The organism is Bifidobacterium sp. H6bp9 (genome assembly GCF_032193695.1).
GTDB classification, from domain to species: Bacteria; Actinomycetota; Actinomycetes; order Actinomycetales; family Bifidobacteriaceae; genus Bombiscardovia; species Bombiscardovia kimbladii.
This window is the reverse complement of sequence record NZ_JASTZY010000001.1, coordinates 310,897-331,379: the sequence shown is the minus strand read 5'-3', so window position 1 is coordinate 331,379 and position 20,483 is coordinate 310,897. Positions and strand designations below refer to the sequence as shown.

The following is a 20,483-nucleotide window of genomic DNA, read 5'->3' as shown; positions in this document are numbered from 1 at the left end:
ATAAAGCCAGAACTGCCGATGAGACTTGGTTGATGTCGCACGTCCGGGGTCGGCGCCGGACTGGAGGGAAGTCCTTATGAGACGGTTTGTGGACCGCCTGCGCAGCTTTATGGGCAACCGCGGCAAGGATGGTGAACAGGCCGATGGCGGGGCATTGGAAGGCTCGACGCAGGCTCTGCTGGCGCTCATTCCTGCCGCCACGGTAGTGGTCGATGGCGATGACGAGGTTGTTCGCTCCAGCCCGGATGCCTACAGGCTGGGAATCGTCAGCAACGATGAGATTGCGGATCCGAAGATCACCGAAGCCATTGCGCAGGTACGCCGCTCAGGCGGTCGACGCAGCTTCAATCTCACCACGCGAACGCCTACGGAATTTGCTCTGGATGCCGCTACCGAGAGCCCGGAATCCGAAGATTTGGCTATTGACGAGGTCGAAGATCGCGTGGATGCGACCCATGTTCAGGCCCAGGCGGTATCCAGAAGGAACTGGCTCAAGGTCACCCTGGGACGCATAGACAAGTCACTGGTCGTCGTGCTGGTCGATGATGTGAGCGATTCGGTGAGGTTCATTCGGACCAGGGATGCTTTCATGACCAATGTATCCGAGCAGATGCTCAAGCCGGTCCAGGCCTTGGAGGAGCTTGCAGCGCAACTGAAAACCACCTCGCACCTGGAGGGGGATGACCCGGATCTGCTACGCAGCCACCTGCGCAGCGTCTCCAAGGATGCCTCCTCGGTTCAGCGCTACAGCGCCTATCTGGGGCATGTGCTCAAGGATCTTCTTCTGCTGATCCGGGCTCAGGAGCGGATCAAGCCCAGCAGGGAGAACGTGCTTGACGTGGCTGAGCAGATAAGGACAGTGGTGCATGATGAGCAGGATGGGGCTGATCAGGCCCATGTGACATTACGGTGGCGATGTGACCAACCACTGACGATTCATGGTGACGGGCAGCAGATCAGAGTGGCTTTGGCCAAGCTGGTGGAGAATGCTATATCCTATTCACCTTCGGGCTCGACTGTCTCCTTGGTGGCGCAGGCTTCCAAGGACGGGCACTACGGGATCATCAGGGTGGTCGACCACGGCCGAGGCATATCCAAGGCGGACCAGGGCAGGATCTTCGAACGCTTCTACCGTGCAGACAATCAGAATGAGCAGACTGCAGTGGGCATCGGCCTAGGGCTGGCCATCGTCAAACATGTGGCCCTGACCCACCATGGATCGGTCACTGTCTGGAGTGCGCCGGGAGAGGGGAGCACATTTACGCTGATGCTTCCTCTGGCTCAGGGTCCGGTTGCTGGGCCAGACGGCGATAATCCCAGCGATTGAAGTGCTCCCAGATCAACAGCAGGATGCCCACGCCAACCCCGGAAAGGCAGACAATAAGGGGCTTAGTGACCGTCATTCCAGTCAGAGCTAGGATGCCGACTACGGCCAGCGCCAGAATCCAAGCTCCTGTGCCGAGCAAGAAGATGCGCCGCAGGTCCACCTGCACGGGACGCGGCGATGGCCTGCGGGCGTCCGGATCGAAAATGGGAGCCAGCTTCATACCCCTCACTGTACCGTTCGCAATGACATGCGGCGACCCCCACGCCTTGCCCAGGCCTTGGCCCTTGTCCTATCATGACGGGGATTGGTGGGTTCGTATGCACCGGCCCATGGAGGGATTTCCCGTGGAAAGGGGAGTGCGTGTATCCGATCCAAGCTGTGGAGAAGCACTACGCCTGGGGCTCGCATGACCGACTGCAGCGCATGTTCCATCTGCATGAGTCAACAGAAGGCCAGGGGGACACCCTGGCGGAGATGTGGTTCAGCGGGCATACCGAATCCCCCTCGCCCCTGACACTGCCCGACGGTTCGCTCATGCCGTTGACCGAGGCCATTCGCCGCAATCCCATGACCATGCTGGGAGAGCGCGACTCTCGCCTCTTCGGTCCTACACTGCCCTACCTGTTCAAGATCATCTCGGCCCGCATTCCTCTCTCCCTGCAGGTGCATCCCCTGGATTTCGAGGCTCGTGCCGGTTTCAACCGTGAGAATGCCCAAGGGGTGCCTGACGACGATCCGAGACGCTCTTTTCACGACAGTCTGGCCAAGAACGAAATGGTGGTAGCCTTGGAGCCCTTCCAGGCCTGTGTAGGCTTCGCAACCATTTCCACTCAGCTGACCCTTTTGCGCGCTGTGGACCACCCTCTGGCCGAGCTGATGACCCAGGCGCTGACCGCCCGTACCTTCCACCTGGGAGTTCCGCCGGCCCGCTTCGCTTCGGCTGATGCCATGATGCCGGTCTCCTCCTTGATCTGGCCGGATTCCCGCCGGCGTATTTTCCGGGCCTTCCACGCCGCCGTGACTGCCCAGCCAGAGGCGGCCCGAGGCATGGAAGAAGCCTTGGAGGCTGCCGCTGGGCGGCTGCGTTCGAAACGAGCGGGAGCCGTACTGAATCATGCCCTGTGTGCCGCCCGGGCTTTCCCGGAGGACCCGGCTGTGCTCTGTCTGCTCATGCTCAACCCTGTGGACCTGGAGGAGGGCGATTCGGTCTATATCCCTGCCGGGACTCCTCACGCATACATCCACGGCACTGCTGCAGAGATCATGACCAACTCCGACAATGTGCTCAGGGCAGGCATGACCCCCAAGCATCGGGACATTCCCAACCTCCTGCATAGCTTGGACTGTCAGCCTTCGGCCCCTATTGACCCATCCAGCTCCATGATCGCCACCCTGATCATGCACAATATGGTGACCTACCGGCCCAAGATCAACGAATACATGCTGGTCTACGGGCATGTGGAGGAGGGCGGAGCCACGTGGCCCCTGCTCAACAGACTCCAGCAGCGTTACGGGGATCTGATAGAGCGCCTAGGACCTCGTCACCTGATGATTCCGCGCCGCGGGCCGCGCATCATCGTCTGTACTGATGGTCGGATCCGTTGTGCAACCGCTGACCAGTCCTGTGTGCTGGACCAGGGCCGGGCCCTATTCATTCCCTCCCAGGACGGCCGTGTCGACATCACCATGCCTCAGGATTCCGAGAATGCCGGCGGATCCTTCCTCTTGGCTTCGACCCCGGTTTGATCAGGGTTCGCTCAGGGTGGACCACACAGGGCTCAAAACAGAGAGACACGCCGTGGCAGGCGGCACGCATGCGGGTTTGCCCATGTCCGCCTTATGTCCGTATAATCCTAGCGTATTCCGTGGTTGTCGAAGATGAGCGACCACCGAAGCCATGCTTGAGTACACCAGTATGGACAATTCAGGTCATTTGGCCTGGGTTCCCGCTTGCGTTATGGTGTTCCCTTGTGATGGTTCGTGATACGGCACGAAAGTCGCGTCGGAACATAAACGGGAGTGATTCTACATGAAGCATGCTGCGCACAGGGCTTCGGCCACGCGGGGCGCAGGTGTCGGCAGTTCGCCGACCAGCCGATCGACGGATGCAACCCGGGAGGCCGGCATTCAAGGCGCCGATGATGCCTTGGCGGCCAAGCTCAACGAAGTAGCCCCTCGAACCCGACGTTCTATTCGTTTGGCGGCCAAGGCCTCAGCCCGTCGCTCCCATATCATGACTGGTTCGGCCCTGACTGTCCTTGTCGGTGCGGCAGCTTCCTCGATGGCTGTTAACCAGGCTCGGGGCGACTGGTCCCTGCCTATGGCCGGCAGCGTCGCGATCAACCTTGTCACCCCCTCATCCTCCACCGGCTACTCTGGCGCTAGTGGCAGTTCAAGGGTCTCCCGTTCCGACTACCGTCAGCCTTTGCCGACGGCTTCACAGCGCAACGAGGGCAGTTGGGACCTGGGCGAGTCTGAGCTCGATGCCGGGCAGATGTCCAAATCCTCGGCAAACAATCCGGCCGTGGCGGCGCTGATGGATGCCAACCGATCGGTTCTGCCGGCAGGGTTCAATCCCAACCATGCCACGGGAGATGTGGGCAACGCCTATGAATTCAGCCAGTGCACCTGGTGGGCCTATGTCCGTCGTCACCAGCTGGGTCTGCCAGTGGGCTCCCATATGGGCAATGCCAAGGACTGGTCAGGCTCGGCCCGCACTTTAGGCTACTGGGTGGATGACACGCCGCGCAACGTCGGCGACATCGTGGTATTCCAGGCCGGCCAGGAGGGTTCGGATTCCGCTTATGGCCATGTGGCCATTGTGGAGAAGATCAATCCCGATGGCTCCATCGTCACCTCCGAGTGCGGCGCCGTGATGAACGGGAAGACCTACTCCCGCACTCTGACGAATGTGCACGCTCTGCGCTATATCCATTACTGATCCTTGGTTGCGCGGATCGTGTTCCCCAAAGTTAGTTTCTGTTCCCTACACGTGATAGAATTGTGCACGATGAAAAAAACACGCAAGTATGTGAGCATGATGGCAGCGGCCACAATCTGTGGCACGCTTTTCATCGGTATACCCGCCGTGGCCCAGGCCAGTGATGGTAGTGAGGCTGTAGCCACTTCGTCGCGTTCATTCACCCCAGGCAGCAAGGTGCGTGCCGACCTGCTGACCGAATCGACGGCGACCACCGTCGAAAAGGACAGCCGCTGGGGTGGCATCGAGTCATTGAACGTCCCTGCCACCAAGTCCCAGGCCGAGAAGGATGCCGAGGCCAGGGCTCAGCAGGCCCAGGCGGCGGCCAGCCAGCGCCAGGCCGCGCAGGTCAGTCGCTCGGCTGCTCGTGGCGGTGCCGCTGTTCGGATCTCTGACGTGCCGGCCACCGGCACGGGTGCAGATGTGGTCAACTACGCCCTTCAGTTCCAGGGGGTTCCCTATGTGTACGGGGGAACCGATCCTGCCAGGGGCTTCGATTGCTCTGGATTCACCCAGTATGTGTTCGCCCACTTCGGCATCGGCCTGCCCCGAGTAGCTGCCGATCAGGGTTCCATGGGCGTGCCGGTTACGGATCCGGCTCCAGGCGACCTGATGGTAGCCCCCGATGGCAGCCATGTTGGCATCTATGTCGGCGGCGGACGCATGATCCACGCTCCGGCTCCCGGCCAGAGTGTCAAGGTTCAGGCGGTCTATCAGACTTTCAACTACCGTCGTCTGGTCTGAGGCATAGGTTTTATGCAGCGTTAACGCCCCCTATGGGGGCGTTTTGCATATTCAGAGTCGAGGTTTCTCGCGTGTTGGTTCCGGCAGACTTATTGATCAGACCTGCATGCGATATTCTGACAGAAGGAGCGGTGTCGGTTTGTCACCGCCAAGTATAAAGGAGGTCGTCGGATGAGCAACGACAAGGCTGTTCTGGTAGGCGTCGATGGCTCGGACGCCAGCTACAAGGCGGCGTGGTGGGCCGCCAACTACGCTAAGCATGCAGGGTTGACCCTGCAAATCGTCTGCGCCTATTCCCTTCCCTCGTATGCGGCCGTCTCTTTCGATGCGACATATACCACCATGGGTGACGACGTGGCCGCTCACAACGACGCCCAGGAGATCCTCTCCAAAGCCAAGGCCATCGCCGATGAGCAAGGCGTCAGTGCGGCCACGCTGATCGTGACGGGGGATCCCTCCTCGGTCTTCGTGGAGCTGAGCCGCAATTACCGGCTGATCGTCATCGGGAACCGGGGCAAGGGCGGCTTGGCCGAGCGACTGCTGGGAACTACCAGCTCCAGCCTGCCCGCTTATGCTTACTGCCCGATCGTGGTCGTTCCCTACACCGACGACGACGGCAAACTGATGCATCTGAGCAACGATATCAAGCGGGTCGCCGTGGGCTCCGACGAATCCAAGTGGGGCCTCAAGGCCCTGCAGATAGCCGCCTCCTTCGCCGACAGCTGGGATGCCGAGCTGGATGTCATGTCTGCAGTGCCCAATATTTCCGGACTGACCGGTACGGGGTCGGCCGAGGAGCGCAGCGTCATGGATTCCTACCTGGATGACCTCAATACCCGAATCGCGCCGCTTATGAAGACCTATCCGAGTCTGCGCATCAACAAGACCGTGGTGCCGGGGTCGGCTGTGGAAGCTCTGACCCAGGCCAGCAAGACCCATGATGTGGTTGTGGTCGGCTCGCGTGGTCGCGGCGGCTTCACAGGGCTTCTGCTGGGGTCGACCAGCCAGGGGCTCCTGCAGCATGCAGTCAGCCCGGTCTACGTGGTGCCGCGCAAGTACGTGGAGGCTGAGGAGTCCGGGCTCAAGGCCGCAGCAGAGGCGGCTGAAAGCACGGATGTGGCTGAGATTACCGGCGTGGAGCGTATCTCCGTGGATTCGGCCAAGCCCGAGCAGTTGGCTGATCTGGAGTCGACCATCGATCCCGAGCACAAGGAGTAAAGGCAATAACAAGAGCGGGGATCCCCGAAGTTCCATGAACTCAGGGGGTCCCCGCTCATCCATTGTTGCTGGATCAGTGGCGAACCTTGACGGAGATCCTGACCGGTGTCTCCCGCTGATAGGTGTGTGCCACGGTGCAGGACTTGGCTATATGGCGGCGGACCCGCTCCTCCAGCTTGTCTGCATCATCCTGGGCCAACCTGGCAGAAGTGGCATCGACGTCCACCTGCTCGTCGAAGCTCAGGTAGGCGTCGTCGTCGGCGTCATAGGTGCCGTCCACCACGATTTTCGCTCCCTTGCCCTTGCCTAGGGCGCTCTCCACGGCGAACTGGCTGGATAGGGCTCCGCAGGCGGCCAGGGCGATCTTCATCAGGTCACCGGGGTTGAACTGGTCCTCGCCCTTGCCGAAAGTGATATGGGCCCCATTGTCGCCATAGGCGTTCCAGGTACCGTCCTTGTCGCGTTCGACCCAAAGTCTCTTGCCCATCTGTTCCTCCTTGTCCGGCACACGCCCGGGTGCGCCATCCGGATCCGACCCTGTGGCCGGACCTGCTCCTCCAATCTAACCCGGACTGTGCAATTCGTCACCGGGGCGCGCTCAGCTGACCGAGGACTTGATAGTATGGCCGCATGGCCTTGACTTCCGAAGAACTGCAGCGTATTCGCACACGTATCCCCGAGCGTCCCGACTCGGACATTCCCACCCCCTATGAGGACTTGGTGCGCACCATTCTGCGCGAGGGCACTCTGAAGTCCGACAGGACGGGCACCGGGACCATATCCCTGTTCGGGAAGCAGATGCGCTTCGATCTGTCGCATTCCTTTCCGCTGATCACCACCAAGAAGGTCTACTTCCGTGGCATCGCCTACGAGCTGCTTTGGTTCCTCAAGGGCTCGCAGAACGTGCGCTGGCTGCAGGAGAACCGCGTGCATATCTGGGACGAGTGGGCCGACCCGGAAACAGGGGACCTGGGACCGGTCTATGGGGTCCAGTGGCGCAGCTGGCCCGCCCCGACGCCCGAGGACCCCCATCGCACCATCGACCAGATCGCCAAGGTGCTGGATCTGATCCGCACCCACCCGGACTCCCGCCGAATGATCGTCACAGCTTGGAATCCAGCCCAGATTGACAGCATGGCCCTGCCTCCCTGCCATGCGCTCTTCCAGTTCTATGTGGCCGACGGCAGGCTGAGCTGCCAGCTCTATCAGCGCTCCTGCGACATGTTCCTTGGGGTGCCTTTCAACATCGCCTCCTACGCCCTGCTGACCCTGATGATGGCCCAGCAGGCAGGTCTTGAGCCTGGGGAGTTCGTCTGGACCGGTGGCGACTGCCACATCTACGACAACCATGTGGAGCAGGTTCTGGAGCAGCTGTCGCGCAAGCCCTATCCCTATCCAACCATGCGCATTCGCAAGGCCGACTCCATCTTCTCCTATCAGTACGAAGACTTCGAGGTGGTGGACTATCACTGCCACCCCGCCATCAAGGCCCCTGTGGCAGTCTGATGGTGCGGTGAGCGGAATACGGGCACCGTCGGATCCGCAGATTAGAATGTACTCGTATATCTACTCGCTATGAGGAGTGAACGCAACAGATGGAGCATGACAATAGTCGAAGCGGCTATCACGAACCCGAGCCCGGTCAGGCCGGGCTTTTAGGTGATGAGGAATGGCGGCATCAGGAAGAAGAGATAGGCCGCCGCTCATCGGTCAATATGATCTGGGCGCAGGCGCAGGCCACTGACGGTCGGCGCGGCGCCATTGGTTTCCACAATGCACTGCCCTGGCATCTGAGCGAGGACATGCGGCACTTCAAGGAGCTGACCGTCTCCCATCCTGTCATCATGGGGAGGCGGACCTGGGTCTCCATAGGGGAGCGGCCCCTGCCCAAGAGGGACAACATCGTTCTGTCCAGTGATCCAGGGTTTCGGGCACCAGGCGCCACGGTGGTATCTGCGGCTGACGATGCTCTTGAGCTGGCCAGGCAGGAAGCCATTCCCGACGATGGGATGGATCGCAGTGAAATCTGGGTCATCGGCGGCGCAGGGGTCTTCAGCACCTTCTTCCCGCTGGCTGATGCCGCCTATGTGACGGATCTGGATCTGCGGACTCCAGCTGATGTCTTTGTGCCTGATATGGAGGAGCTGGTCAGCAAGCGGTTCTGGCAGGTGCGCGACGAGAGCCAATGGATGAACCCTGCCAAACCAGACCAGGCGGCTGCCATCCCGCGGTTCCGGTACATCACCTATGGGAAGGTGCGTTGATGGGCCAGGATTCTGAAGGAAAGGCCTCACGGGGTCCCTACAACGTCATGACCGTCTGCACCGGCAACATCTGCCGGTCGCCCATGGCTGAGGTCATCCTGCGCAAGTTCTTCCAAGATCGCGGACTGGATGAGGATCAGGTCAGGGTGGAATCCAGCGGAGTCAGTGACGAGGAGTTCGGCAACCCCATAGATCGACGTGCTCAGAAAGTTCTGCGCGAGCGGGGCTATGAGGTGCCGGCTGACCACTTCGCCCACCGGATCACCCGGGAGGAGGCCGAAGACGCCGACCTGCTGCTGCCCATGACGGCCGACCATATGCGAGCCCTTCTTCGTCTGCTGCCCTCCGGCAAGCGATCCGCTGTTCACCTGTACCGCAGCTTCGACCCGGACCTGCCCAAGCCGGCACCGGGACGGGAGAGCCAAATCGACCTGGTTGACCCTTGGTATGGCGGCCCCCGTGAGTTCGAGGTGGCCATCGATCAAATCGAGCATACGGCACCCTACATCGTCGATTGGGTGACGGATCAGCTGTCGTGAACGATCGATGAACGCAAATATCAATTAAGCCCCTGGATTCCTTATGAATCTCAGGGGCTTAATGGCGGGTGGCTCCGAGCGGGATCGAACCGTTGACCTAGCGATTTTCAGTCGCTCGCTCTACCAACTGAGCTACAGAGCCATGAACAGTCGAAAAGACCCGGAAAAACCGGGTCAGACCATTCCCAGCGACTCCGGCCGGACTTGAACCGGTGACCTCCGCCGTGACAGGGCGGCGCTCTAACCAACTGAGCTACGGAGCCGAGACTGCTTGAACAGCCAAGAGGAAAGTTTACATGAGCGCCGGAGGAATGCAAGCCCCGGCGCGTCGCTGCCTAGTCCTGCTGCTGCCAGCCATCGGTGTCGATGTGGTGGGCAGGGTTGGCCTGCCAGGCCTTCCATGCAGATTCGACGATCTCCTCAACACCATACTTGGCATGCCAGCCCATCTCGGTGTTGATCCGGGTGGGGTCGCCGATCAGGTGCGGCGGGTCGCCAGCGCGGCGGGGCTTGATGGCCTCAGTGAAGGGCAGGCCCGTCACCTTCTTGACCTCGTCCACGATCTGGCGGACGGATGTGCCCTGGCCGGTGCCCACATTGAAGGCATCGTAGCGGCGCTGATCGCGGTCCAGGTAGTCCAAGGCGGCGATGTGGGCGTCGGCCAGGTCGGAGACGTGGATGTAGTCTCGCACGCAGGTGCCGTCGGGCGTGGGGTAGTCGTCGCCGAAGATGGCGGGCGCCTTGCCCTGCCGCAGCCTGTCGAAGAGCATGGGGATCAGGTTGAGGACCGCCGGATCCTCCAGGCTGACCGGTCCGCAGCCGGCCACGTTGAAGTAGCGCAGGGCGCAGAAGCGGATGCCGTAAGGCTGCTCGCAGGCCCGCGCCATCCACTCGCCGACCAGCTTGGTCTGGCCATAAGGGTTGATGGGGACCATCGGCTGCACGTCCTCAGGGACCACGTCGACCGGAGGCTCGCCGTATGTTGCGGCCGAGCTGGAGAAGACCAGCTTCTTGGCGTTGGTCTTTGCCATGGCGGACAGGACGTTGATCATGCCGTTCAGGTTCTGCCGGTAGTACCAGATGGGCTTCTCCACTGACTCGCCCACCTGCTTACGGGCAGCAAAATGGATGACGGAGTCGACCTTGTTCTCCTGGATGATCTCGGCCAGACGCTGATCGGCGCCCGGTGCGGACACGTCAGCGCCATAAAGACGGGCATTCCCGATCCGATCAGGCCTGCCGTAGCTGAGGTCATCGACCACGACGACCTCCTTGCCGGCCTCCTGCAAGGCGTGAACCACATGGGCGCCGATGTATCCGCAGCCGCCTGTAACCAAAACTGACATCTGCATGCCTTTCCTGTCGAAAATCGGACGTAAGAGACTGTTCGGTTTTGCAACATTTTGTTGTGTTTTGTTCTAGATTGAGTATATCACGGGCACATGTGCACGCTATGTCCGCTTGTTTGTATTTTCTAGGATATATATGAGCTGTGATGAGTGAAGAAAGACAGAGCAAGGCCCCTAGGCGGTCCATCGTCTCCTATGTGAGGCGCTCCGAGAAGCTCAGCGAACGGCTGGCGAAGGCTTGGGCCCGGTATTCCTCCAGATACCTTCTCGATTTGGGCCAGGCTGAGGGTTCGTTGACAGTTGCCGAGGATCTGCGTTGTGATGCAGCAATGGTCAGGTCGGCCTGGGGGCGACAGGCCCCGCTGATCGTCGAGATCGGATCCGGCCAGGGAGAGAATGTAGTGGCCTCGGCCCGGGAACACCCTGATCGGAACTATCTGGCCCTGGAGGTCTATCAGCCGGGGTTGGCCCATACCATGCTGATGGCCGGTAAATCGGACTTGGATAATCTGCGGCTTGCCCAGGTCAACGCCCCGGACCTTCTGGCCCGAATGGATCCTGGACTGATCAAGGAGGTATGGACCTTCTTTCCTGATCCCTGGCCCAAGATGAAGCACCACAAGCGTCGTCTGGTCCAGCCGGCTCTGGCTGATGACTTGGCGGATTGTCTGGAGCCTGGTGGCCTTTGGCGAATTGCAACTGACATCGAGGATTACGCTCTGCATGTGCATGAGGTGATGGATGAGAATCCGAGATTCAGAAACCTGGGCGATCTGCGGGTCAGTCTGCCAACCCAACATGTCGGCAAGGGGACGGCTGATCAGGCCGAATCCCTACCTCATGCCATGTTCATGGAGTCGGAGCGGTTCGACGGCAGAATCGTGACCAATTTCGAGCGTAAGGGGATTGAGGCCGGCCGGGTCATCCACGACCTGACTTATCAGGTTTCGGCAGACAGACCATAGAGTGCGCATAGATAGGATATGCGTCTGTTCCCTGTAGATGTGACCTTGTAGGTGTGAAGAGTGAGGGAGGCCCCCGGTGGTCAAGAGGATAGTGGCGGGAATGCTGGCCCATGTGGATGCCGGCAAGACCACGCTCTCGGAAGCCATGCTCTACCGGGGCGGGGAAATTCGCCGTCCGGGCAGGGTGGATCATGGCGACGCCTATCTGGACACCAACGATCTGGAGCGTCAACGCGGTATTACCATCTTCTCCAAACCGGCATGGCTGACCTATCGTGATGTCGAGCTGACCCTTATCGATACACCCGGCCATGTCGATTTCTCGGCCGAGATGGAGCGGGTCCTGTCAGTCTTGGATTATGCCCTCCTGGTCGTCGATGCAACCGCTGGATTAGAGGGGTATGTCGATACTCTCTGGCGGCTTCTGGCAGGCTACGAGGTGCCCACCTTCATTTTCGTCAACAAGTTGGATGCCCCTGGAGCTGATGCTGCCCGCATTCTTCAAAGCTGCAAGCAGCGCTGGTCTCAGGGCTGCTTCGATCTGAGCCGTGGACTTGAGCATGGCGATATGGAGGATGTGGCCTTGCTCGATGAGGACGTCATGGATGAGTACCTCAAGACCGAGGGCATATCTGATGAGAGCCTGGCACGGCTGGTTGCCGAGCGTCGTCTCTTTCCCTGTTTCCTTGGGTCTGCCCTGCGTCTGGACGGGGTCGACGCCCTCATGGAAGGGCTGGAGCGGTACACCTTTTCGCCTGGGTACGGCAGAGAGTTCGGCGCAAGGGTGTTCAAGGTATCGCATGATGACAAAGGCGCCAGGCTGACCTGGCTCAAGGTGACTGGTGGCGACCTGCCGGTCAAGTCGTCCGTGATTACCGATTTGTGCAATGGATCCGAAGGCCAATCAGGTTCCGGGAAGACAGGATACAGACAGATCAGCGAGACGATTGACCAGCTTCGGCTCTATTCGGGAGCGGCTTATAGGCTGACGGATTGCGCTCAGGCCGGGAGCGTCGTGGCTGCAACCGGGCTTGATCTGACACATCCAGGACAGGGGCTTGGCTGCGAGCGGAAGGATCTGGAGCCTGTGCTGGAGCCGGTGCTGACCTACGCAGTGACGGCTGAGGGGCTGGATCCGCATCAGGTGTTGAAGGCCTTGCGCATCCTTGAGGATGAGGATCCTCTGCTGCATGTGGTCTGGCAGGAGCAGCTTCAAGAGATTCACTTACGACTGATGGGCCAGGTCCAGTTGGAGGTGATCCAGGAGGAGCTGGAGCGGCGGTTCGGCATGCAGGTCTCCTTCAGCCAGGGCGGAATCCTCTATAGGGAGACTATCGCGACCCCCGTCGAAGGGGTTGGACATTTCGAGCCCCTCCGGCATTATGCCGAAGTCCATCTGCTCCTGGAACCTACGGGGCCGGGCAGCGGTCTCAGCTTCGCGTCGACCTGCAGCCTGGACCGCTTGGACGGCAATTGGCAGCGGCTCATCATGACCCATCTGGCCGAGAAGGAGCATCTGGGCGTCCTGACAGGTTCGCCCATCACAGACATGCGCATCACCTTGCTGGACGGCCGCGGGCATATCAAGCACACCGAGGGAGGAGACTTCCGCCAGGCCACCTACCGGGCCGTCCGGCAGGGGCTGATGAAGGCAAGCAGTATTCTGCTGGAGCCCTGGTACCACTTCAGGCTCGCCCTTCCGCAGGAGAATCTGGGCAGGGCTATGTCGGACATCTACCGGATGAAGGGCAGCTTCTCGGAACCTCAGGCAGACGGGGACACGGTTGAACTGGAGGGAGATGCACCGGTAGCACAGATGCGTGATTATGCCATCGAGGTCAGCACCTACACCCACGGCCGCGGACATCTGACCTGTTTCTTCAACGGGTATCGTCCCTGCCAGGACCAGGATGCTCTTGTGGATTCCATCGGCTATGACCCCGAGTCCGACCTGGAGAACACCCCTGATTCGGTCTTCTGCGCCCACGGGGCAGGATACCCGGTCAAATGGAACAAGGTGGAGGACTTCATGCACCTGCCCGGCGGCCAATACATCTGAAGCACAGCCTTGAGGATTGAGCTTGGTTATCCCCAGCACTGAGCGGCATGCGGAAAAGATCATTCTGGGCGGTCTGCCATTGTTGGTTGATGGGTCACCTAGAATTACGGACATGATTGATCATCTGACGCTGAAGGTTCGGGACATTCAGGCTTCCATCGATTTCTATAGCAAAGCCCTGGAGCCATTGGGGTACGTGGCCAAGGCCCACCATGAGCCCACCATTGGGTTCGGTGCAGAAGATGATGGGGCCCACTCGGACTTTTATCTGACGCCTAGCGGGGATGGGACCGGTTCGCCGGTGACCCACATAGCCTTCAGGGCTGCCGATGCTGCAACGGTGGATGCCTTCTACAGAAAGGCGCTCGCTGCCGGTGGCCGTGACAATGGTGCTCCAGGGCTGCGAGATTATCATCCCAAGTACTATTCGGCTTTCGTTTTGGACCCGGACGGGAACAATGTCGAAGCAGTGGTGGACTGGTCAGGGGCCCAGGGGTGACTGCGTCGGTCCACATACGGAATCATGTCGGCATCCGGGCGGTTGGGAAGTCCTAGGATGACCGGTATGACCTATACAGCCGCATTCGACGTGGGGACCACGCAGGTCAAGGCCGTTCTTGTGGATGACCAGGGTTCCGCCAGGGTGTGCGCGTCCAGCGGCTTTCTGCCGATTGACACAGGTGATGGGCGTATCGAGCAGAATCCCGAGGATTGGTTGCAGGCCTTCATCGAGGTGTCCCGTGACCTTTTGTCCAGAGCCGGGCGGAGCATCGAGCACTTCAAGAGCGACCAGGTCACCGGCATCATCATGAGCGGGCAGATGCAGGATCTGATTGCCTTGGATGTACAGGGGCAGCCCGTCGGGCCGGCGATTCTGTACGCGGACGGCAGGGCCGGAGAAGAGTCTGCTGAGCTGACTGAAACCTATGGGGCTGAGTCCTTCTGTGCCGCAGTGGGGAACCCGTGCGACGGGTCCCTGCCGGTGGCTAAACTGATGTGGATGTCCAGGCATCAGCCCGACCGGTATGCGCAGGTTCGCCATGTGCTCATCGATGCCAAGGATTATCTGATTTGGTGGCTGACCGGTGTCTACTGCGGCGATATGACGGCCTGCTCGACGGCAGGCGCCATGGATCTGCACTCGCAGAAGTGGAGAAGGGACATTCTGGAGGCAGTAGGCGTGGATGCCGCAATCTTCCCGGAACTCTATTGGCCATGGGAAAGCGTCGGCATCAGCACGCCGGGTGCATCCGCTGCCACGGGATTTGCTCCGGGAACCACGGTCTATGCGGGAATGGGGGATGCTGGCGCATCTACCTTGGGCGGCGGGGTATTCCATCCCGGTCAATTCAATATCAACCTGGGCACATCCGGGTGGATCGCCACAGTGACAGACCGGGCTGTAACCGACCGCCCTGGAATGGTCAATCTGGCCTATGTGGGCACTGACAGCATTATCAATACAGTGCCTTTCCTCAATGCCGGCAACGTGCATGCTTGGGCCACCGGAGTCTTTGCAGGGGGCAGTCCGACCGAGGGTGACAGCGACCTCTATCAGCGCATGGGGTATTTGTTGGAATCCAGCCCTGCAGGGGCACGCGGCGTGATTTGCATGCCCTATCTGGTGGGGGAGCGCTTCCCTATGATGAACCCTTCGATTCGCGGAGCCTATGTCGGCATTTCTTCCGAGACCGAGGCCTGCGACCTTGCCAGAGCCGCGCTGGAAGGCGTGTCTTATTCGATTCGTCAGGGGCTTGACCTGCAGGGCACGCCTATCGAACGCGTCACCCTGATTGGTGGCGGCACCCGCGAACCCCAATGGTGCCAGATGTTGGCGGATATCCTTGACGCGCCCGTTCAGGTGCTTGATGATGCACATCTCATGCCTGCCGTGGCCCTGGCCCAACTGGTCTCTGTTGGCAAACAGACTGGCTCGACTTCACAGCCTGATTTGCAAGCCTTGGAGGAGTTGATGGAAGCGAACCTAGTTGGACGGGTCTATTCCCCCAACGACGCAAATCGCCAAGTGTACGATGTCGGTTACAACCGGTTCCGGCGGCTATATCCGGCTTTGGATTCCCTCCGGTAAACAGCTCCTTGATGCGAGCGTCTTTTATGACCTTTGCGAGTGCGGTCGAGGTTGGCAAAATGATCAATCTGGAAATTTACAGTTTCCAAGCCTTTCTGATTGCAGATAATCATGTCTTCGAATGACAACAACAAATTAGTGAGTGTTCTCACGTATTCGCGCATTCTACTATGTGAGATTGTCGAAATCCGAACAAGTAAAACTCTCATGTCAATCCCCTGATGGACCTGACATTAGGTTCAATGATTGAGAGTATAGATGTTTCGAACATTTGAAAAGGGAACTTTTGTTCATTTTCAATGTTTGTCTGTGTACAGTAACTATAAGGGCAGCAATTTGGTTGCTCAAGAAAACAGGCTGAAGGGTAAACTAGTGATATGGAAAATTGTGAACGCATGTACAGTATAAAGGAAGCCGCAAATGAGCTCAAGCGTGACGAAAAGGAGGTAAAAGAAGCTGTGAGGTCATTAAAGCTAACCCTTCCACTTTCTAGAAGAAATCTGAAGGAGGTTGAAGAAAATATTGTCCATTTTAATGAGAAGAAAAAAATTGAATGTGCTCGAGAGCGAGTTCAGGAAAACGAGGAACAAGAAGAGACGGAAAGAAAACAGCTACAGGAAAACAGTCGATCGTATCGAGAACGAGAAAAGGAAAGTGTACAACCCAATTGTCATCCTTTAAATGCACTTCAACAGCTCCATAAAGACGCAGAAGCAATAGAGTCGCAAAATCAAGAGGATGAAAATACGCTAGATTTTGATTGACGTACTGTGTCTGTCGGTTTGACTATGCAGCGATATACCGATATTGGACTTCAAACACTCTTTTTTTACAATAAGTAAGATAATAATAACTTTTATTTTTACCGACGGTACATTAGATGTGATGAGATGATTCTTCTCAGATCTGCTCAAATCTAACAACTTTAATTGTATGATGCATGGCGATTACACATTTAGCGCTAAAGCAAAAGAAGATCCGAACCCTGTATTACGGCTTAGCATATAACTATATAAGGCATAAGGCTTGCCTCATGAGTGCAAATCTCTATTTGGTAGAAAACGGAAATAAAACAAGATCATAAATCATCAAGCTAGATTTAAATCTATATAGTGCACTTTTGTACCCCCGGAGAGAGTCGAACTCTCGCTGTCAGATTGAAAGTCTGGTGTCCTAACCGTTAGACGACGGGGGCGAACGTGCCCATGATACCCGCCCCCTATGGACCAGGCAAGCCTGGTGTGCCGTCCGCCGGTCAGTGATCCTCCTGGTCCAGTTCCTGGTCGCGGCGGTGGAAGAGCTCCATCTGTTCGCGGATCCAGACACGTTCCGCAGGGTTGATGTCGGCGGATTCCAGGTACTTCTGATAGACGGGGTAGAAGGCCCTGAGGATGGGGTAGATGGCGTAGAGGGTGTGCTCGGGCTTCTGCTCCCTGGTGTGTTGCGGGTGGGCGTCGAAGGTGTTCTTGAAGCGTTGCATGTAGTGGCGGAAGGATGTGAAGGAAGTGTCCATCCGGCGGGCGCTGATGCCCACGTTCATGTCCTTGCAGTAGACCGTCTTGAACCCCTGATCAATCAGGTGCAGGGAGATATCGACATCCTCGTGCATGATGTCCTCTTTGTCCCTGCAGACGTGGCTGCGTATGGCCCGCCAGGCCGTGGCGCGCAGGGCCATGTTGGAACCGTAGAGCAGGTATTGCCCGTCGTCGGCCCGGTAGATGGCCTTGCGGATGGTGTTGTCGCCCTTGAGCCCGATCCGCTTGCCTGGCATGTCATAGTAGGCCACCGGTCCAGTGGCGCCCATGGCCTTGGGGTCCCGGGTGAAGATGCCGGAGACCACCTCCACCCAATTGGGACGGAGCATGCAGTCGGCGTCAATCCGGCCCAGCACATCGCCGGTTGCCCGGTCAAGTCCGTAGTTGCGGGTGGGGATCAGCCCTTGTTCACTGTCCTGATGGAGAAGCTTGACATGCTGGTCAGGGTGCTGATCGATGAAGTGCTGGACGATGGAGGCCGTTGCGTCTGTGGAGTGGTTGTCGACTACCAGCACCTCCTTGGGTGCCTGGCTCTGCCTGGTGGCGTTCAGGAGGCAGTCCTCAATGCGTTCTTCCTCATTCCAGGCGGGTATGACTATGGAAACGGTCAACATACCCCTCAGGATACGTGTGCCCGGATACACCGTCGGCTCAACCTGTGCCCTACAGCCCGCCATGTCAGCCATCTTGGGATAATGGAACATATGGCCAACGAGCAAAAGCAGCGCTTCGATTTCGCGACGGTCTTCCCGCCCAAGGGGGATCCGCGCCGACCTCCGGAATGGTTCGGCCGTGCCCTCCTCTATGTAGTGATAGCTGTCTTTCTGGCCTGGTTCGCTTACGCCTCCTGGTGGAAGATCGAATTCCTGGTGCTGGATGTGGTGATCGCCATCTTTGTCTCCCTTGCCATGGAGCCTCTGGTGCTCAGACTGGTCAGGCATGGCTGGCGGCGGGGAGCAGCCTCTGCGGTTACGTTGATAGGTCTGATCATCATTGTGATCGTCCTTATGGGCATGTTCGGCAATTTGCTGGTTCAGCAGGTCATTGGCATGGCCAACGGGGCGCCGGCACTCTATGAGCAGGTGGCGGAATTCATCGCCAGCCGCACACCCTGGCACCTGCCGGCCATGCAGGATCTTGGCGGTGAGATCGTCAAGAACATCCAGACCTCCTGGGTGACGGACTTCGCAGGACAGGCCCTGAACACCACCGTGGGCCTGGTCGGGTCCTTCATTAATATCATGACCGTCCTGCTGGTCATCTACTACATCTCCGCCGCAGGCCCCAAACTGCGCCGCAGCCTCTGCCAGTGGCTGGCCCCCAGGAGCCAGCGCCGTTTCCTTTTTGTCTGGACCATCGCCCAGGACCAGATCTCCAGCTTCCTGTTCAGCAGAACCATTCTGGCGCTCATCTCTGCGGCCTGCATGTCGGTCTTTCTGGTCATTCTGAAGGTGCCCTACTGGCTGCCGCTGGCCCTCTTCTGCGGGCTGGTTTCCCAGTTCGTGCCAACCATCGGCACCTACATAGGCGGAGCTATTCCCGTAGTGGTGGCCTGGGGAAGCCGCGGACTGCTGGTGGCCGTGATCGTGCTGGTCTACATCATCATTTACCAGCAGATCGAAAACATGATCCTGGCTCCCAAGATCTCCCAGCGGACCATGGACCTCAACCCAGCCATCGCCTTCCTCTCCGTACTGGCCTTGGGTGCGGTCTTCGGCGCCCTGGGTGCCTTCCTGGCCCTGCCTCTGGCGGCCAGCTTCCAGGCTATATTCTCGGCTTCGGTCAAGCACTACGAGCTGATCGACTCCCCGCTCATGCAGGATCCCAAGCCGGTCGGCAAGTCCAAGGTGGTCGAGGGTGTCGAGGCCTTCAACGAGCACGTGGTTCAGCCCGTGGCCAGCCATGTGGGCAGCCGGTCGGCCAAAGGGACCAGCGCCAGGGTCAGAGTGGACGATCCGGTCATGACGATTGCCCGCGAGCTCTACCCGACCTCTTCCCCGACGGCCAAGGATCTGGATGAGTCAGCCACGGTTCCTATACCCAAGTCCGCCTCGGCTCCGGTAAGGCACAGGCCGCTCAAAGGCACCGAGACCACCAACGAGGCCTCCGAGGAAGAGGATAACCCTCGCAAGGAGTGGCGCTGATGGCTCTGCTCAAAGTGCTGGACGTTCTGATGATGCTGCTGGGCGGGGTGGGCATCGTCTACCAGGCCATCTGCATCGTCATCTCCTTTGTCTCCAAGCCCACGGTTTTTCCCGAGGCCCCTTTCGACAAGCGGTTCGCCGTCCTTATTTCAGCCCGCAACGAGGAGCAGGTGGTCGGTCATCTGATCAATTCCATCAAGGAACAGACCTATCCATCCTCCATGATCGACATATGGCTGGTGGCCGATAACTGCACTGACGACACCGCCGGACTGGCCAGGTCCCTGGGCTGTCATGTGGTAGAGCGGCAGGATCCGAACCAGGTGGGCAAGGGCTACGCTCTGACCTTTCTGCTGGACCAGATACTTGAGCGGGGCCTTGCCTCCCGCTACGATGCCTACTTCGTCTTCGATGCGGACAACCTCCTGGACCGCCATTACATCGAAGAGATGAACAAGGCCTTCCAGTCCGGCTTCCGCATACTGACCAGCTACCGCAACTCGGTCAACTTTTCGGACAACTGGGTCTCCTCCGGCTCAGCCCTATGGTTCATCCGTGAATCCCGGTTCCTCAACACCTCAAGGATGGTCATCGGCTCCAGCTGTCACGTGGGCGGCACCGGGTTCATGTTCTCCAGGGAGGTTATGGAGCGCAACAACGGCTGGAAGTTCCACCTGCTGACCGAGGACCTGGAATTCACCATGGACTCGGTTCTGCACGGCGAGCGCATCGGTTATTGCGGCACCGCCATCCTTTATGACGAGCAGCCGGTCACCTTCAAGCAGAGCTGGCGGCAGCGGCTGCGCTGGAGCAAGGGCTTCCTTCAGGTCTTCCGCTATTACGGGCCCGCCCTGATCTCCAGAGCTTTCCGTGAACGCGACTTCTCGGCCGTGGACCTGACCATTCTCATCTGCCCGCTGACCGTCCTGGCTCTGGTCCGCTGCTTCTTCGGTCTGCTCTTCCCGGCTCTGGGCTTCGTGACCTGGACCAGCCAGGTGACTGAACTGATCAATGGCATCGCAGCTGGAGTTCTGGGTGTCCTGGCCATGATGGGCCTGGCCGCACTGACGGTCCTGGCCGAGCGGGACAAGATCGGCGCATCCAACAAGGAGCTTTTCGCCTACTGCCTGAGCTTCCCCATCTTCATGCTGAGCTACCTGCCCATCTCATTCCAGGCCATCTTCGCCAATCCGGGATGGAAGCCCATCGAGCACTCGGGGCACTGAGACCGGGCATCCGCCGACATGCGAACTAGATTATGGAGGTGGCC

Annotated in this window: 19 protein-coding genes and 3 tRNA genes; 15 read left to right on the top strand and 7 right to left on the bottom strand. The window is 59.1% G+C overall.

Translation table 11 applies throughout. The features are described from left to right. Nucleotides 1-76: 76 nt before the first annotated feature. On the top strand, nt 77-1,327 hold the full coding sequence (locus QRX40_RS01355) for a HAMP domain-containing sensor histidine kinase (RefSeq protein ID WP_313835794.1): 1,251 nt from the start codon (nt 77-79) through the stop codon (nt 1,325-1,327). Here the strand turns inward: QRX40_RS01355 and QRX40_RS01350 are convergent. Next, nucleotides 1,260-1,547 (bottom strand): hypothetical protein, encoded by a 288-nt coding sequence (locus QRX40_RS01350; RefSeq protein WP_046323256.1) that lies wholly within the window; start codon nt 1,545-1,547, stop codon nt 1,260-1,262. The genes QRX40_RS01355 and QRX40_RS01350 overlap by 68 nt on opposite strands. A 140-nt stretch (nt 1,548-1,687) precedes the next feature. On the opposite strand from QRX40_RS01350, the gene manA reads away from it, so the two are divergent. The 4 genes from manA (at nt 1,688) to QRX40_RS01330 (ending at nt 6,269) form a co-directional block, all read left to right on the top strand. Continuing rightward, nucleotides 1,688-3,073, top strand: a complete 1,386-nt coding sequence (gene manA, locus QRX40_RS01345; RefSeq protein ID WP_306221250.1) for a mannose-6-phosphate isomerase, class I — start codon at nt 1,688-1,690, stop codon at nt 3,071-3,073. A 283-nt stretch (nt 3,074-3,356) separates the two neighbouring features. Further along, nucleotides 3,357-4,268, top strand: coding sequence for a CHAP domain-containing protein (locus QRX40_RS01340; RefSeq protein WP_313835791.1), 912 nt, complete (start codon nt 3,357-3,359; stop codon nt 4,266-4,268). A 69-nt stretch (nt 4,269-4,337) separates the two neighbouring features. Continuing rightward, entirely contained in the window at nt 4,338-5,051 is a 714-nt protein-coding gene (locus tag QRX40_RS01335) for a C40 family peptidase (RefSeq protein WP_313835790.1), read from the top strand. 171 nt (nt 5,052-5,222) lie between these two features. Further along, entirely contained in the window at nt 5,223-6,269 is a 1,047-nt protein-coding gene (locus QRX40_RS01330; RefSeq protein WP_045924763.1) for a universal stress protein, read from the top strand. A gap of 73 nt (nt 6,270-6,342) precedes the next feature. Here QRX40_RS01330 and QRX40_RS01325 read toward each other — a convergent pair whose 3' ends face one another. Next, nucleotides 6,343-6,756, bottom strand: coding sequence for an OsmC family protein (locus QRX40_RS01325; RefSeq protein WP_024626723.1), 414 nt, complete (start codon nt 6,754-6,756; stop codon nt 6,343-6,345). Nucleotides 6,757-6,899: 143 nt separating this feature from the next. Here QRX40_RS01325 and QRX40_RS01320 point away from each other — a divergent pair, with 143 nt between their 5' ends. The 3 genes from QRX40_RS01320 to QRX40_RS01310 all read left to right on the top strand — a co-directional run bounded on the left by QRX40_RS01320 (nt 6,900) and on the right by QRX40_RS01310 (nt 9,072). Next, nucleotides 6,900-7,775, top strand: coding sequence for a thymidylate synthase (locus QRX40_RS01320; protein ID WP_313835787.1), 876 nt, complete (start codon nt 6,900-6,902; stop codon nt 7,773-7,775). Between the two features lie 89 nt (nt 7,776-7,864). After that, complete coding sequence (locus QRX40_RS01315) at nt 7,865-8,533, top strand: dihydrofolate reductase (protein WP_313835785.1); 669 nt, start codon at nt 7,865-7,867, stop codon at nt 8,531-8,533. Beyond that, nucleotides 8,533-9,072, top strand: a complete 540-nt coding sequence (locus QRX40_RS01310) for a low molecular weight protein-tyrosine-phosphatase (RefSeq protein ID WP_313835784.1) — start codon at nt 8,533-8,535, stop codon at nt 9,070-9,072. The genes QRX40_RS01315 and QRX40_RS01310 overlap by 1 nt, the downstream gene beginning before the upstream one ends. A gap of 69 nt (nt 9,073-9,141) precedes the next feature. Here the strand turns inward: QRX40_RS01310 and QRX40_RS01305 are convergent. The 3 genes from QRX40_RS01305 to galE all read right to left on the bottom strand — a co-directional run bounded on the left by QRX40_RS01305 (nt 9,142) and on the right by galE (nt 10,418). After that, nucleotides 9,142-9,214 (bottom strand) — tRNA-Phe (locus tag QRX40_RS01305). 47 nt (nt 9,215-9,261) lie between these two features. After that, a tRNA-Asp gene (locus QRX40_RS01300) sits at nt 9,262-9,335 on the bottom strand. A 72-nt stretch (nt 9,336-9,407) separates the two neighbouring features. Continuing rightward, nucleotides 9,408-10,418 carry a UDP-glucose 4-epimerase GalE gene (galE, locus tag QRX40_RS01295; protein ID WP_313835783.1) on the bottom strand — a complete coding sequence of 337 codons (1,011 nt, stop codon included), beginning with the start codon at nt 10,416-10,418 and terminating at the stop codon, nt 9,408-9,410. A gap of 149 nt (nt 10,419-10,567) precedes the next feature. Between galE and trmB the strand changes: the two genes are divergently transcribed. From trmB to QRX40_RS01270, 5 genes are all read left to right on the top strand, one after another. Further along, complete coding sequence (trmB, locus tag QRX40_RS01290) at nt 10,568-11,386, top strand: tRNA (guanosine(46)-N7)-methyltransferase TrmB (protein ID WP_045924758.1); 819 nt, start codon at nt 10,568-10,570, stop codon at nt 11,384-11,386. A 76-nt stretch (nt 11,387-11,462) separates the two neighbouring features. After that, entirely contained in the window at nt 11,463-13,445 is a 1,983-nt protein-coding gene (locus tag QRX40_RS01285; RefSeq protein WP_313835782.1) for a TetM/TetW/TetO/TetS family tetracycline resistance ribosomal protection protein, read from the top strand. Between the two features lie 112 nt (nt 13,446-13,557). Continuing rightward, complete coding sequence (locus QRX40_RS01280) at nt 13,558-13,944, top strand: VOC family protein (protein WP_313835781.1); 387 nt, start codon at nt 13,558-13,560, stop codon at nt 13,942-13,944. Nucleotides 13,945-14,001: 57 nt separating this feature from the next. Continuing rightward, nucleotides 14,002-15,534 carry an FGGY family carbohydrate kinase gene (locus tag QRX40_RS01275; RefSeq protein ID WP_313835779.1) on the top strand — a complete coding sequence of 511 codons (1,533 nt, stop codon included), beginning with the start codon at nt 14,002-14,004 and terminating at the stop codon, nt 15,532-15,534. A 377-nt stretch (nt 15,535-15,911) separates the two neighbouring features. After that, a complete protein-coding gene (locus tag QRX40_RS01270; protein ID WP_313835777.1) occupies nt 15,912-16,298 on the top strand; it encodes a hypothetical protein in 387 nt (128 codons plus the stop codon). 359 nt (nt 16,299-16,657) lie between these two features. Here QRX40_RS01270 and QRX40_RS01265 read toward each other — a convergent pair. Both QRX40_RS01265 and QRX40_RS01260 read right to left on the bottom strand, forming a co-directional pair. Beyond that, a tRNA-Glu gene (locus QRX40_RS01265) sits at nt 16,658-16,729 on the bottom strand. A 60-nt stretch (nt 16,730-16,789) separates the two neighbouring features. After that, nucleotides 16,790-17,683 carry a glycosyltransferase family 2 protein gene (locus QRX40_RS01260; RefSeq protein WP_045924753.1) on the bottom strand — a complete coding sequence of 298 codons (894 nt, stop codon included), beginning with the start codon at nt 17,681-17,683 and terminating at the stop codon, nt 16,790-16,792. A gap of 90 nt (nt 17,684-17,773) precedes the next feature. On the opposite strand from QRX40_RS01260, the gene QRX40_RS01255 reads away from it, so the two are divergent. Next, nucleotides 17,774-19,213: an AI-2E family transporter gene (locus QRX40_RS01255; protein ID WP_101432721.1), complete on the top strand. Its 1,440-nt coding sequence runs from the start codon at nt 17,774-17,776 to the stop codon at nt 19,211-19,213. Continuing rightward, on the top strand, nt 19,213-20,439 hold the full coding sequence (locus QRX40_RS01250; RefSeq protein ID WP_045924751.1) for a glycosyltransferase: 1,227 nt from the start codon (nt 19,213-19,215) through the stop codon (nt 20,437-20,439). Before QRX40_RS01255 ends, QRX40_RS01250 begins: the two co-directional genes overlap by 1 nt. The last annotated feature ends 44 nt before the right edge of the window (nt 20,440-20,483 follow it).

Excerpts from the sequence above, each read along its gene's own strand:
- QRX40_RS01355 (WP_313835794.1), top strand. The coding sequence starts at position 77 with ATGAGACGGTTTGTGGACCGCCTGCGCAGCTTTATGGGCAACCGCGGC.
- QRX40_RS01350 (WP_046323256.1), bottom strand. The coding sequence starts at position 1,547 with ATGAAGCTGGCTCCCATTTTCGATCCGGACGCCCGCAGGCCATCGCCG.
- QRX40_RS01340 (WP_313835791.1), top strand. The coding sequence starts at position 3,357 with ATGAAGCATGCTGCGCACAGGGCTTCGGCCACGCGGGGCGCAGGTGTC.
- QRX40_RS01335 (WP_313835790.1), top strand. The coding sequence starts at position 4,338 with ATGAAAAAAACACGCAAGTATGTGAGCATGATGGCAGCGGCCACAATC.
- QRX40_RS01330 (WP_045924763.1), top strand. The coding sequence starts at position 5,223 with ATGAGCAACGACAAGGCTGTTCTGGTAGGCGTCGATGGCTCGGACGCC.
- QRX40_RS01325 (WP_024626723.1), bottom strand. The coding sequence starts at position 6,756 with ATGGGCAAGAGACTTTGGGTCGAACGCGACAAGGACGGTACCTGGAAC.
- QRX40_RS01320 (WP_313835787.1), top strand. The coding sequence starts at position 6,900 with ATGGCCTTGACTTCCGAAGAACTGCAGCGTATTCGCACACGTATCCCC.
- QRX40_RS01315 (WP_313835785.1), top strand. The coding sequence starts at position 7,865 with ATGGAGCATGACAATAGTCGAAGCGGCTATCACGAACCCGAGCCCGGT.
- QRX40_RS01310 (WP_313835784.1), top strand. The coding sequence starts at position 8,533 with ATGGGCCAGGATTCTGAAGGAAAGGCCTCACGGGGTCCCTACAACGTC.
- galE (WP_313835783.1), bottom strand. The coding sequence starts at position 10,418 with ATGTCAGTTTTGGTTACAGGCGGCTGCGGATACATCGGCGCCCATGTG.
- trmB (WP_045924758.1), top strand. The coding sequence starts at position 10,568 with ATGAGTGAAGAAAGACAGAGCAAGGCCCCTAGGCGGTCCATCGTCTCC.
- QRX40_RS01280 (WP_313835781.1), top strand. The coding sequence starts at position 13,558 with ATGATTGATCATCTGACGCTGAAGGTTCGGGACATTCAGGCTTCCATC.
- QRX40_RS01275 (WP_313835779.1), top strand. The coding sequence starts at position 14,002 with ATGACCGGTATGACCTATACAGCCGCATTCGACGTGGGGACCACGCAG.
- QRX40_RS01270 (WP_313835777.1), top strand. The coding sequence starts at position 15,912 with ATGGAAAATTGTGAACGCATGTACAGTATAAAGGAAGCCGCAAATGAG.
- QRX40_RS01260 (WP_045924753.1), bottom strand. The coding sequence starts at position 17,683 with ATGTTGACCGTTTCCATAGTCATACCCGCCTGGAATGAGGAAGAACGC.
- QRX40_RS01255 (WP_101432721.1), top strand. The coding sequence starts at position 17,774 with ATGGCCAACGAGCAAAAGCAGCGCTTCGATTTCGCGACGGTCTTCCCG.
- QRX40_RS01250 (WP_045924751.1), top strand. The coding sequence starts at position 19,213 with ATGGCTCTGCTCAAAGTGCTGGACGTTCTGATGATGCTGCTGGGCGGG.